This window comes from Bacteroides xylanisolvens XB1A (assembly GCF_000210075.1).
GTDB classification, from domain to species: domain Bacteria; phylum Bacteroidota; class Bacteroidia; order Bacteroidales; family Bacteroidaceae; genus Bacteroides; species Bacteroides xylanisolvens.
The window spans coordinates 2,434,930-2,447,234 of sequence record NC_021017.1; the positions used below are offsets into that span (position 1 = coordinate 2,434,930).

The 12,305-nt window shown below is 34.8% G+C and carries 15 protein-coding genes and 1 pseudogene; 15 read left to right on the forward strand and 1 reads right to left on the reverse strand.

Going from position 1 to position 12,305, the window contains the following annotated elements; all coding sequences use genetic code 11:
• Positions 1-196: 196 nt before the first annotated feature.
• From BXY_RS09835 to BXY_RS09895, 13 genes are all read left to right on the forward strand, one after another.
• Positions 197-784, forward strand: a complete 588-nt coding sequence (locus tag BXY_RS09835; RefSeq protein ID WP_015531791.1) for a tyrosine-type recombinase/integrase — start codon at positions 197-199, stop codon at positions 782-784.
• Between the two features lie 1,022 nt (positions 785-1,806).
• Positions 1,807-2,280 carry a hypothetical protein gene (locus tag BXY_RS09840; RefSeq protein WP_004296542.1) on the forward strand — a complete coding sequence of 158 codons (474 nt, stop codon included), beginning with the start codon at positions 1,807-1,809 and terminating at the stop codon, positions 2,278-2,280.
• Between the two features lie 24 nt (positions 2,281-2,304).
• The gene (locus BXY_RS09845; RefSeq protein ID WP_004323044.1) at positions 2,305-2,634 is read left to right on the forward strand and encodes a hypothetical protein; all 330 of its coding nucleotides are present in this window, start codon (positions 2,305-2,307) and stop codon (positions 2,632-2,634) included.
• 19 nt (positions 2,635-2,653) lie between these two features.
• Positions 2,654-3,703: a penicillin-binding transpeptidase domain-containing protein gene (locus BXY_RS09850; protein WP_015531792.1), complete on the forward strand. Its 1,050-nt coding sequence runs from the start codon at positions 2,654-2,656 to the stop codon at positions 3,701-3,703.
• A 35-nt stretch (positions 3,704-3,738) separates the two neighbouring features.
• Entirely contained in the window at positions 3,739-4,353 is a 615-nt protein-coding gene (locus BXY_RS09855; RefSeq protein WP_015531793.1) for a hypothetical protein, read from the forward strand.
• A 66-nt stretch (positions 4,354-4,419) separates the two neighbouring features.
• The gene (locus BXY_RS09860) at positions 4,420-4,608 is read left to right on the forward strand and encodes a hypothetical protein (protein WP_015531794.1); all 189 of its coding nucleotides are present in this window, start codon (positions 4,420-4,422) and stop codon (positions 4,606-4,608) included.
• Position 4,609: 1 nt separating this feature from the next.
• The gene (locus tag BXY_RS09865; protein ID WP_015531795.1) at positions 4,610-4,828 is read left to right on the forward strand and encodes a hypothetical protein; all 219 of its coding nucleotides are present in this window, start codon (positions 4,610-4,612) and stop codon (positions 4,826-4,828) included.
• Between the two features lie 3 nt (positions 4,829-4,831).
• On the forward strand, positions 4,832-5,041 hold the full coding sequence (locus BXY_RS09870) for a hypothetical protein (protein WP_015531796.1): 210 nt from the start codon (positions 4,832-4,834) through the stop codon (positions 5,039-5,041).
• Positions 5,042-5,053: 12 nt separating this feature from the next.
• Positions 5,054-5,509: a hypothetical protein gene (locus BXY_RS09875; RefSeq protein WP_015531797.1), complete on the forward strand. Its 456-nt coding sequence runs from the start codon at positions 5,054-5,056 to the stop codon at positions 5,507-5,509.
• Complete coding sequence (locus BXY_RS09880; RefSeq protein ID WP_004323038.1) at positions 5,502-5,897, forward strand: hypothetical protein; 396 nt, start codon at positions 5,502-5,504, stop codon at positions 5,895-5,897. The genes BXY_RS09875 and BXY_RS09880 overlap by 8 nt, the downstream gene beginning before the upstream one ends.
• Positions 5,898-5,954: 57 nt before the next feature.
• On the forward strand, positions 5,955-6,134 hold the full coding sequence (locus tag BXY_RS09885; RefSeq protein ID WP_015531799.1) for a hypothetical protein: 180 nt from the start codon (positions 5,955-5,957) through the stop codon (positions 6,132-6,134).
• Positions 6,135-7,153: 1,019 nt separating this feature from the next.
• A complete protein-coding gene (locus BXY_RS09890; protein ID WP_015531803.1) occupies positions 7,154-7,432 on the forward strand; it encodes a hypothetical protein in 279 nt (92 codons plus the stop codon).
• A 339-nt stretch (positions 7,433-7,771) separates the two neighbouring features.
• Positions 7,772-8,029: a hypothetical protein gene (locus BXY_RS09895; protein WP_015531804.1), complete on the forward strand. Its 258-nt coding sequence runs from the start codon at positions 7,772-7,774 to the stop codon at positions 8,027-8,029.
• A gap of 92 nt (positions 8,030-8,121) precedes the next feature.
• Here the strand turns inward: BXY_RS09895 and BXY_RS09900 are convergent, their stop codons facing one another.
• A complete protein-coding gene (locus BXY_RS09900; RefSeq protein WP_015531805.1) occupies positions 8,122-9,960 on the reverse strand; it encodes a recombinase family protein in 1,839 nt (612 codons plus the stop codon).
• Positions 9,961-10,098: 138 nt separating this feature from the next.
• On the opposite strand from BXY_RS09900, the pseudogene BXY_RS09905 reads away from it, so the two are divergent.
• Both BXY_RS09905 and BXY_RS09910 read left to right on the forward strand, forming a co-directional pair.
• Positions 10,099-10,719, forward strand: a pseudogene (locus BXY_RS09905) (ATP-binding protein); the annotation flags it as partial.
• Positions 10,720-10,843: 124 nt separating this feature from the next.
• Positions 10,844-12,305, forward strand: a 1,462-nt coding sequence (locus tag BXY_RS09910) for a sensor histidine kinase (protein ID WP_394809836.1), incomplete at its 3' end; no start/stop codon positions are given.

Consider the following 12,305-nt stretch of genomic DNA (forward strand, 5'->3'; position numbering starts at 1 on the left):
ATTACAATGAAGTAGTACATGAAGTACTAATAAGGGTATCTATATACTATATATAGGTACTCTTTCTCTATTATTAGCCAGTAGTATAATATTCACTTTCTATATTAGTGAATGTTTAGCTAGTAATCAGTAAGTTAGATATTCCAGTTTAAAATTAATATTCACTTTTATTAGTTTCACTATAAAACAGAACGTTATGTCACTTAAATATTCAAGTACAACAGCAGATTATCTGCAATGGAGTGAAGCAATGAACTTAGTAAGAAAGTTGGCAAGAGATAGTAATTATAAGATGTCACTTCTTATCGCTTTGGGTTGCTTCACAGGTCTAAGAATTTCTGATATTCTTGCTTTAAGGTGGAATCAGATATTAGATGCAGAAGAATTTACCATTATAGAGATTAAGACAGGAAAGCAAAGGACAATTAGGATTAATATGCAGCTACAGCAGCATATCAGAGATTGTTATGAGCATATAAATCCAGTTGGCATAAATGCACCTGTATTGATAAGTCAGAAGGGGACAGTGTACACAGTTCAGAGAATCAATGTCATGTTGAAGGAGATTAAAAAGAAATACAAGTTGCATATAGGCAATTTCAGTTGCCATTCTCTTAGAAAGACCTTTGGCAGACAGGTCTACAACATGAATAACGATAATTCAGAGCTTGCACTTGTTAAGCTCATGGAGCTATTCAATCATTCCAGTGTATCAATTACTAAAAGATACTTGGGATTAAGACAAGAGGAACTACTTAATACTTATGATTGTCTTAGTTTCTGATAATTGAGATTTGAGACAGAATGAATCGGAGTTTACTTATTTATACTCTGAATAGTTCTGTCTCATTTTATGGATATTCAGAGTAGAAATAGCTCTCAACTCTCATTTTAACAGATACATTTAATTGCAGAATAAAATACCTTTCATTATCTTTGTGCCAATCCTAGAAATAGGAGGACATATTAACGAAAGGTGTTTTGCATAGTTCTTGTCTCTAAATTCGCCAAAATTTATACAATCACAGGAACGTGCACAACACCGCACTAGTGCTATATGCCTATCTAATGATAGTTCATATATCGTCTGGTGCGGGTTACTGTTGTGTATTTGTGATTGGAGCGTTTGGCGATGCTTGGAGACATATACATTGGCAGTTCCCGCACCTATTTGTATGTAGAACTATATCTATTGGGAACTAGATATAACAATTAATCGACTATGGAACAGGCATATTTACAACTAGCTCCTACCTCCCAAACAGTATGTAGACTGTTAAAATCTTTACTAAATCCAGAGATTAGGCATTTTTATATTAAAATCTTTGGGTAAATAAACTAAGTAATTATTATATTTGTGACAAGATAAAGTATTATAGCAGTCAATTATATGCTATCGGTTCTCTAATACTTTAAATACTATGATTAACCACTTTCTTGGGGAGAATTGGGAAGTATAAATCAATATCTATAAGAAGCAGACATACTACTTATTTACCTATTCAGTTCTATTATCAGATAGTAGAATGAATCCACAGAATTATATTCAACCTTTTAACAAGGATTATTTAGATTATATACCCTTCACTATGATAGGTTGAATAGCAACTAACATACAGAACTATTAAAATTTAAGATTATGTATTCATTGATAATTTTATTAAGCAGAGGTAGGATGTCAGACTATGCAGATTTTAACAGTAACGGTAGTGTGGCATTACATATAATAGTCATACTTGTTATTGCAGGTTTCTTCTTATATGCCTACATAAAGAATAAATAGGACAAACATAAATAAATGGAATTATGTATCGCAAATTAATGGTAACTTTAAAAGGAAGTGACATAATAATCAATCTGGAAGAGGGAAATGTAATAGACAGTGTCATAACATCACGTTTCAGACATCCAGACTTTCTGCCACAACAAAATATATTAATTGGCATACCGCATACCAATACCCAAGAATTTATAACAGATATTAGTCAGCAAGTTACTTTCTTAAATGAGAAGCAAGGAGATGTAACTGCCATGACTATTTTGGATGCAATATTTAATTCATGCCAAAAGCATATAAGGCAATATTATAGGCTTATAGATACGGATATGTACACCTATATTGATGCCGCTATGCACATTATGGATGCTTGTCACTTCTTTAATGAGAAACAAATGCAAGAATATTATCAATTCTGTGCTTCCCAAACTATTAATAGATTTTCTTATGCCTTATGGCTTAATACTGGTGACGAATTAGTAAAATTAACTGATTTGAAGTAACTATAATCGTAAATGAATGAGAGTATGAATCGTTTACAAACATTTATTATCAATTTCAAGCAGAAATGTTTGGAGCATGGCGTTGAATATAAACCAAGAGATAAAAAGGAATTTGATAATTTTTATAAAATGGGATTTGTTTTAAGCAATTATAAATTAGGGTACTATGATGTGCACTTATTAATTGATTATGAGGATAATCTAAAAGCAATTCACCTATTGGGAATTGAACCTCACATCTCTATGATTGCAAAGGAGATACAGAGTACGAATGTATTTTGTGGCATTCCCGTTATTGTTAGTGCCTTGAATAATCAATATTCGCCTGCATCCATTACTATGATTTGTATATAAATTTACACGGTATGCTCGTATGAAAAAGATATTATTAAAGTGCACCATATTAATCGTTGTACTTTGTTCTTGCCAATCCAGACAGCAAGTAACAGCACCTATCTCCACTATAGATAGTACATTACAAACTAATGCTACTGCCATATTGGAAAGCAAGTTATCAGAGATAAATGCCCAATCTGGGCAAGTTATAGTAATGGAAGTTCAATCAGGTCAAATAAAAGCTCTGGTTGGACTTACTAGGAAAGACAGTGCGAACTACCAATCATGTGAGAACTTCTCTGTATGGCAGTCTACTGGTCTGATGCACCCAATATCGCTATTGGCAGCTTTAGAAACTGGTAAGGTGAAGTTGAGTGATAAGGTTGATACTGGAAATGGTATCTACCAAATTCATGGCAGAGAGCTTAAAGACCATAATTGGCATAGAGGTGGATATGGTGAGCTTACAGTACAAGAAGGATTGGCAGCTAGTTCCAATATTGCCATTTATAAGACAATGGAGAAGGCTTTTGGTGATAATCCTCAAACCTTTTTTGATTTACTTACTAATATGAGCTATGGTAAGCCAGATAGTATCAATGGAATTGCCAGTCTGCAACCTTACAAGATTACAGAAAAAAATATCACTTGGAACTGTATAGGATATGAACAGCTTATTTCACCTATTCAAGTCCTTACCTTCTATAATGCTATCGCCAATAATGGGAAGATGATACAGCCTCAACTATACAAGGACAGTGTAGTAGTTATTAATCCACAAATAGCAAGTAGGGCTAGTATTGATAGTTTGAAGAAAGCTCTAGTATTTAATGTTACTAACGGATTATGTCAACCTGCCAAGTCTGATAAGGTACTAGTTGCAGGTATGCAGGGAACTAGTTCATTATCTACTAATGAGGATAGTACTAAGGATATGTATGCGGTAGAGTTCTGTGGTTACTTCCCTACTGATAATCCCAAGTATAGTATCATTGTATCTATTAATAAGGCTGGATTACCTGCAAGTGGTGGACTAATGGCAGGTGATGTATTTAAGAAGATAGCTGATAATATCATTGAAGAATAATCATTATCTTTATAGCACAATTATACACAAGAGACATGGGAGAAGTAAAACAATATGAATGTCCTAAATGCGGCTACACAACACCAGTACTGCATTTTGGTTGTGGATTTAGAGATTATTATGAGGTCTATATTTGTAAGGCTTGTCAAACAATACAGAGTTCTTTGGTTGCAACAGAGGATTGTATGTCTGAGTTTGATGAAGAAAGTGAACTTGATAATGTTAACCTAGTAACAGTCTATGGTGAGGATTACAACAATAAGGAATTGGTAGAATATAGCAAAAGAGAGAAAGCTAAAAAGTGCAATCACTATTCATCACAGGTTATTTCTGAAATTCCATATCAAATAGAAATAGACTTTCAGAATTTGACAGATATTGATAAGAGATTACCACACATGAAATACTATTTAACTTTTAAAGATATAGTTAAAATGGTAAGAAAAGGCAAGAAGCGAATTATTCATTGTAATGATTGTCACTATGATGTGAAGTATAATAGTTTTATGGATGATTTTAATATCAAATGTATTCATTGTGGTAATAATCAGTTAGAAGTTTGGGATGAAAAGCATTGTCCTAAATGTGGTGAAGAAATGGTATGGGGTGGAGACTGGGGAAGGAATTTCCTTATAGCAGAGTGGGATTAATATGAACAGGTAGATATTTTATATATCCTACAGCAGTAGGTACAGCATTAATAGGAGGAATGAATTATGATAGAAATGAGTAATAGAGAGTACAGTGAATTTACCAGAGACTTATTTGCCAAATTCAATGCAGGAGAAATGACAGCAGAGGAAGTATGTGCAGAACTGGACAAGGTAGATAGAGTTTGGTTTGAAGACCCACGTGAACCGCATGATGTACCAGATGATTATATACCACCTAGTAGTAATTGTTAATATGATGACAGTAGAGACTTTAATAATAAAGTTAGGTGTAAATCCTAAAGAAATATCTAAAGCTGAACTAATACTACTCACTAGCTTAGTAGAGAGATACAATCATGGTTATATGCGTAGGTCTATCTACTTTAGCTATGAAGAGGTACTCATAAAAGAAGCAGAAGGTATTATACATGGATATTTACCAGAGATTGACGGTATTATATATGAGGATTAATTGATGACTATTGAAGAATTGATAAATAAATTAGGATTGGCAGAAGTATCTAAGGTAGATAGGCAACTGTTAGACCATTTACTGCATCTATACAATACAGGTCAAATAAAGGCTGTATCTATAAGCCGAGAGGAAGTACTACTGCAAATGGCAGATGCATATCTCAATAATTGCTTACCTCAAATTGATGATATTATATATAGAGATTATTAGAAGGGACGACTTATGGATTTAATGGAAGAAATGTGGATAAGCAGACCACAAAGACGAATAACTAAATTATCTGATTTATCAGACGGAGGAGTTATAGCAAGAATAAAGTTTTATAATGCCAATAAGGAATATACAGTGGATAGCTTTAAGTTAATGTTTGAAGATTATAAGAAATCTATCTATTGTTGCCAAGACTTTATAGAACTATGCCAAATCATTAACGATTATGACTACATAGTAGATTATATTAATAATTCCCATTTCAGAAACGAATTAGATATATTTACTCCAGAATTTGATAAGAAGCGTACTCACCACATAACATCTCATAAGTCAGACAAAGACACATTACAAGTGAAAGTAATTTCTAATGAAGGAGTTATTAAGAGCTATGATATGTCTGCAACTGGAATGTCATTTGAAGATATGTATGAAATTATAGATAAGGAGCGTAATGGATATGAATGAAATTGATTTAGTTTTACAGAAGTTTCCAAGTATAAACAGGGAAGATTTATTGATATTAGCAAGTATTCTACTGGATTACTGGGACAACAAATGTCCTGAATCTCTCACTTCTCTTAGGGCAGATGTTGATAAATGGTGTAGTAATCCTTTACCGTTTCTATATTGTTCTTTGAAAGCACATAAGGCAATTGTTGAATCAGAAGAGTTCTTTAATCTACTTAGTAAAGTAGAGAATTATGAATACATTAATGGTAATCTACGTATAATGGGACTTAAAGTAATTGGGACTGATATTAAATTAGATGAGTATTCGGAAGTTATTCCAGATGAGAACACAGAGTTCCACAACTTAGGATATCCTATATATGAAGAGTGGTGGAATTACTAACATGAATGGGATTTGGTACAGCAGTTGGAGTTCCTACTGCGGCTACTATTAATAATTATGACAATGGAAAGTGAGGATAAAACAATACCCGAGTGGTGCACTATTGAATGTGAGAAGATAGTTGAAGAAATTGCACCCGGATTCAAATATATTAAGAACGCTATAACAGGTGAAATATTAGCTTTTATACATGAGGAGTTAGATGATGATATGCTAGATGAACAGGCAGATGAATAACTATGAATGAATATGATAACAGCAGAGTATTGGATGTATGGAAACAATGACAGTAAGTGAGATAATGGACATCATGGAAGAGTTGGGTATTTGTGTAGATAGCTTCACTGATGATATATACATACCCACTTTAGAGGAACTATGTAGAATGTTTGGAGTTAATAGCTTAGAGGAGCTTAGAAATATGCCTCACGGTCCAATGGCTTTCTGATATTAATAAGAAGAATTTATGAGAGTTATTAAATGAGCTAGGTAGACTAGGATATAAGAATGGAGGTAAATTATGAACATTAAAAGAGTAAAATGGAGCTATCTTAATATTAAGAAGCAGAAGTTAGAGTACAGGGCGGAATTGCAACGTATTAAAGACTCTAGAGAAGTAATTCCTGACCCTATGAGGTCAGAAGAATCTATGAAGCTGATTGAAGAGATATTCAAGAAATGTAACGGTAACTTACTTTAACATGATTCATTGGTTTAATAGATTAATAATCAGTAACTTTACAAGAAATCGAGCTATATTCTTGTTCTATTAGATTTAATCATTAAGATATATTCTTTGATGTTAAAGTTTACCGTTTAGGTGGCTTATTAGGTACTCGACATAAATGATAACCACGGACTTTAAATACTTTCCAAGCTTGATTGTTCTTAAAACGGTCATTACACTTCTTACAGATAGGAGTAATACACTTGGTATAAATAAGTCGACCTTCTGTATCTAGTCGTCCATATTCAGCAAGTACATGCTCACCAACAGCAGGGTTGTCATTAGTAAATGACTTCTTACAGCAAGGGCATATAGTAATGAATCTTGTAAATATATTGGTTTTATAACAGTAGGCTATCCACGACTCGTAACCATATTTACACGCTTCATCATCAGCAACAGCTTGTAAACATGTTATCTCCTTCAAAATACCTGTAACCAATAGAACACCCATAACTAGCAACTTTTATGAAATTCTACTACAAAGATAAGAATTAAACTAATATCTCGTAACTATAAATAAACTAATATGAATAATAATCAATCAGAGAATAAAGAACCAGACTTCTTCACTCCTAATGCTCCAATTAAATACGTAATGGCAGGAGGAAGAGGAGTAATGATAGGTTGTGGAATTATAACAGCCTTATATGTCATTGGCGTAATTGTAGGGTTGTGTTTGGGCTATGGTTGGAGTAGCCTTCTTCTGCCTTTCCTACCATTTATCGTAATTGGATTTATTGGCTACATTTGGGAGATGTTTAAGAAGTTCTATAATCTGGGATATGATGAGAAACGTAGGATATAAAGTCTTTGTATAACCATATATCCTACCTTACTTTAGTAAATTCCTATATACTTGCTTCTAATAGCTCTATTAGTATGGACTAGTAGTATTATTACCTAGCCATTCAAATAACTTGTTTAGATAATACTTGATAGGCTAGATACAATATTACGTATAAATCAATTATTATATAAGAATTAATTATCATACAAGAAATCCTTATTATTCCTTTGAGGTTATTAAATTTCATACTACATTTGTAACGCATTTCCAGATAATAGTTAATTTACTAGCTTATAATCTGAATATCCAGTAAGGTTTGCTGGTAATAAATGTATTATTAACTTAATAATTAAAACTATGTCAAATTTGGAAAATGCAAATGCAAAGAGTGCTGAAGAACGTAAACGTGCAGAAATGCATAGAACTTATGGAATGTGGTATAAAGAGGGAGCAACAGCTTCCGACCTTGTTTCTTGGTGTGATGCAAGAATAGCAGTTTACAGTGAATGGATTAAGAACTGTACAGAACTGAAACATTCAAGTCAAGCACAGTTATTGAGTGGCATGTCTAAAGAAGCTTTAGAAGCAGCTTTAGCTGCATTAAACGCCCAATAGCATCTTTCGTGAGGTTGTGTCAAGACATTGGCACAACCTCATTTTCAATAATCAACCACATTTACTAGTTAATAATTATATTCAGTGAAATATTACATCTTGTAAGTATAATCTATTTCCCAACCATTCTGCATACATATCTTTATCAGTTCATTAAAGGTTACTAACATATCTACATCTTCTGTTTCAGTCACCAATGTAGCATGAGAGATAACAAAGTACTCTCCAGTATCATAAGCATCAAACTTATTCCTTCCATTTTGAAATGTAGCATAAACACCACTAATATAATAGGCTACCTTGTTATTCCTCTGATTACCGTCATATAGTACGTTATAAATTCCATTTATAGTATATACTTCCAATAAAACTATACCATTCCTCATTATCCTATTAGTAGCTGATGATACATAGGTTGTAATCCTATAAGGATATATCTTGTCTATTAGTTCCATTACTAAGTTCCTCATTTTAATAGGGTCTGATTCTGCCTTCTCAATGGCATCCTTTGGTAAAGTAGGTTGGTTGAAGAACGTTCTCATATTCTCCAATCTTAACTTCTCTGCACTTAAAGCTTCTATCTTATCCTTGCACTCCGCTCTCTCATTCTCACACTTAGTTAGGGTTTTATAGTACTTATCTTTAGCTATATCCATTACAGAATCCGGAGCATCCATATAAGCACTATAAGCTCTTTCTATCAATCTATCCATGTTGGATATATGAGATGTAAAGTTGGCTATATTCATTTCCAAATTGGTTATTTTATCGGTAAGTTCCTCCACCTTAGCTACTCTATCTTCATCATTCAAATTGGCAAATCCTATTAGCTCCTGTTTAACTAAGCCCCAAATAATAGCTTCTAATTTCTCATTACTAATTGTAATGCGACTACTACAATCTGTAGCATTATTGATACCCGACATACATGACCACCTAATAGCTACCTTCCCATTCATCAATCTATATTTATCCCCCTTATCTCCACCACGTTTCTGTGGAGTTAATGAGTGTTCACAGATAGGACATTTAAGAAGTTTACTCAATATATAAGTAGCCTGTTTTGGATAAGGAGTTCTAGCAGTTCTATTTGTAGCTCTCTTAGTGGTGGCTTTATCGAACATAGCCCTAGTTATGATAGTAGGTATCTCGACTTCAAACTCATCTACATCTTCTGTATCTGGGTCAGTAAGAGATACAACCTTTATACCAGTACAATAAGGTTCAAAGGTTAAAATATGCTCTATAGTCCCTATGCTGAATTTCTTATTAAATTGTTCACCATACTTGGCAGTAATAGCCAAAGCTGTAGATTTCAGTGTTGCACCGTCTTTAACATATTCTTCAAATACATCTACCACAACTTTAGCGGCATCATCATTTATCACCCAACTATTCTTCTTACCCTTATCTCTACCACCATATCTTTTATAACCAAAGAAGGGCTGTCCTATACTCATTTGATTGTTATCCAGTTCATCACGTCTACCAGATGCTATTTGTGTTTTCATACTCTTTATGTATTTCCAAGCAGCATCAAAGGCAGCACCTATAATAGTTTCAGCATCTCTAACTTTCTTGCCAGTTACAGGGTCTATAGTCCAAGTATCAATATCCCTAAAATACACAGGAATATCCATGTTGATAAGCTGTCTAACATATAACCGACCCGACATAGGGTCACGACTCATTCGGCTAACTTCCGACACTAAAACGACATCAAATTCCTTATTAATAGCAGCATCTTTTAGACGTTGAATAGACTGCCTATCTCTCTTACTTGCATCATCTTTACCAGTGATATGCTCACCAAATATCATATTATCACTTGACGTATAACCAAACTTCTTAGCCAGTCTAGTTAGGTCATTTACCTGTCGCTCATAGTCTTGCTTCTTAGTTGAGCACCTAATCAAAAATGCAGCTCTCATATCTGTTACATTTAATATTATTGCAATCAAGACTATTAGCTAACTATCTATAATGCAATATAATAGCATAGATAATAGTCTTTACCTCTCGCAAAGATAAGAAAGTTTCTACAATGGTGCAAGTATTTTAAGAATAGCGAATTGCCGGAATTCAACCGAGGAGTGCTGGAAGTGTTGCGTCAACCATTGGAAGACCGCCAGATCAGTATTTCCCGCATCAAAAGTACTATCAGCTATCCGGCCAATCTGATGCTGATTGCATCCATGAACCCATGCCCCTGTGGATATTACAACCATCCGACAAAAGCATGCGTATGCAGCCCCGGACAGGTTCAAAAGTACTTGAATAAGATATCCGGTCCATTATTAGATCGCATCGACATTCAGATAGAGATTGTACCTGTACCCTTTGATAAGATTTCCGATCAAAGACAGGGAGAATCGAGCAATATCATCAGGCAACGAGTGATAAAAGCCCGTCAAATGCAAGAAAAACGATACACCGAATATACCGGAATTTATTGCAATGCACAAATGAACAGCAAACTGCTTGCAATGTATGCTCAACCGGATGCCAAAGGGCTCGCATTACTGAAAAATGCTATGGAACGGCTCAATCTGTCTGCCCGAGCCTATGACCGGATTTTAAAAGTTGCCCGTACAATCGCCGATTTGGAAGGAGCAGAACAAATACTCCCCAATCATTTGGCAGAGGCTATCAGTTATCGGAATCTCGACAGAGAGAACTGGGCAGGATAATAACAATGAATACAAACAGAAGAGAATTATTTCATCATCAGCACTATCTTTTTTCATATATTTGTTTTACATTTGTAACAAATAAATAAATTCTAATATGAGAAAATCGATAATAGCTATTTTAATGACATTTTGTTTGAGTATAATGACTTATGCTCAAACTCCCCGTGACAGAGCCACAGAATTAAAAGAACAAGCACAAAGTAGCCTCAATCAAAAAGATTACATCAAAGCACGTTACTTATTCAAAAAGGCATACGAAGCATTTGCAACCCGCGAAAACTATCCACAGGCAATAGAATGTGGTGTTCAGGCCAACGCTTTATACGTCAGAGAGAACTTTTACAAAGAAGGATTCGAACTTTGTCGTGACATGGACCAACTTATATGGGCCGGAGAGCAAAATCAAAAGAAAGTCTTTTATGACCTCCGCTTCCTCGTGAACAAGGAGCGGTTGCAGATGTACACGGCACTTAAAAATCCAGCTCAGGCAAAAACACAGCTGAATAAACTGGAGGAAACTGCTAACCTTGCCAAGAATGACTCACTGACAGAGGTTTTACTGTACACAAAAGCCAACTATTACTATACATTTAACCAAAACACACAAGGTGATGCCTGTTTCCGCAAACTAATTAATCAATACAAGGAAAAGAAAGACTACGCCAAAGTGAGTGATTGCTACAAAAACCTTATCGGAATTGCCCGTAAAGCCAATAACGCCCCTTTAATGGAACGCACCTATGAAAGTTACATCGTTTGGACAGACTCCGTGAAAGCGCTGACAGCTCAAGACGAACTGAATGTACTGAAAAGGAAATATGACGAAAGCCAACTGACTATACAAGAAAAAGACGACACGCTATCAGCCAAACAATACATCATTATAGGCCTGTGTGTTCTTGTAGTCATCCTCGTAGCCGGACTGGCAATACTGGCCGCTATATTACTGAAATTTATCGCCGGCAACCGCAAATTAAAGAAAAGTGTGAAGATTGCCAATGAACATAATGAATTAAAAACCAAATTCATACAGAACATATCTTCACAGATGGAGCCGACTTTGAATACGTTAGCTACTTCTGCGAATGAACTTTTACAGAAAGCCCCTCAAGAAGCGAGCCAAATGCAGAGCCAGGTCGCTGCTCTAAAGAAATTCAGCGATGATATCCAGGAGCTGTCTTCATTAGAGAATTCATTAACCGAACTCTATGAATTGGGTGAAATCAACGTAGGTACTTTCTGCGAAAATGTAATGGACAAGGTTAAGGAGCATATAAAAATAGATGTTACTCCTTCAGTTAATGCTCCCAAACTTCAGGTAAAGACAAACAAAGAGCAACTGGAACGTATCCTTCTCTATTTACTGAAAAATGCAGCCTTCTACACCGAACAAGGACGTATCAGCCTTGAGTTCAAGAAACGTGGTGCACACACTCATCAGTTTATCGTGACGGATACGGGAATCGGTATTCCGGCAGAGCAACAGGAAAATATCTTCAAGCCTTTCACGGAAGTGAAAGACCTCACTACAGGAGATGGGCTAGGATTACCAATCTGCTCACTTATCGCCGCAAAAATGAATG

Coding starts and splice junctions, on each gene's coding strand:
- BXY_RS09835 (WP_015531791.1), top strand. CDS start 197: ATGTCACTTAAATATTCAAGTACAACAGCAGATTATCTGCAATGGAGT.
- BXY_RS09840 (WP_004296542.1), top strand. CDS start 1,807: ATGTATCGCAAATTAATGGTAACTTTAAAAGGAAGTGACATAATAATC.
- BXY_RS09845 (WP_004323044.1), top strand. CDS start 2,305: ATGAATCGTTTACAAACATTTATTATCAATTTCAAGCAGAAATGTTTG.
- BXY_RS09850 (WP_015531792.1), top strand. CDS start 2,654: ATGAAAAAGATATTATTAAAGTGCACCATATTAATCGTTGTACTTTGT.
- BXY_RS09855 (WP_015531793.1), top strand. CDS start 3,739: ATGGGAGAAGTAAAACAATATGAATGTCCTAAATGCGGCTACACAACA.
- BXY_RS09860 (WP_015531794.1), top strand. CDS start 4,420: ATGATAGAAATGAGTAATAGAGAGTACAGTGAATTTACCAGAGACTTA.
- BXY_RS09865 (WP_015531795.1), top strand. CDS start 4,610: ATGATGACAGTAGAGACTTTAATAATAAAGTTAGGTGTAAATCCTAAA.
- BXY_RS09870 (WP_015531796.1), top strand. CDS start 4,832: ATGACTATTGAAGAATTGATAAATAAATTAGGATTGGCAGAAGTATCT.
- BXY_RS09875 (WP_015531797.1), top strand. CDS start 5,054: ATGGATTTAATGGAAGAAATGTGGATAAGCAGACCACAAAGACGAATA.
- BXY_RS09880 (WP_004323038.1), top strand. CDS start 5,502: ATGAATGAAATTGATTTAGTTTTACAGAAGTTTCCAAGTATAAACAGG.
- BXY_RS09885 (WP_015531799.1), top strand. CDS start 5,955: ATGACAATGGAAAGTGAGGATAAAACAATACCCGAGTGGTGCACTATT.
- BXY_RS09890 (WP_015531803.1), top strand. CDS start 7,154: ATGAATAATAATCAATCAGAGAATAAAGAACCAGACTTCTTCACTCCT.
- BXY_RS09895 (WP_015531804.1), top strand. CDS start 7,772: ATGTCAAATTTGGAAAATGCAAATGCAAAGAGTGCTGAAGAACGTAAA.
- BXY_RS09900 (WP_015531805.1), bottom strand. CDS start 9,960: ATGAGAGCTGCATTTTTGATTAGGTGCTCAACTAAGAAGCAAGACTAT.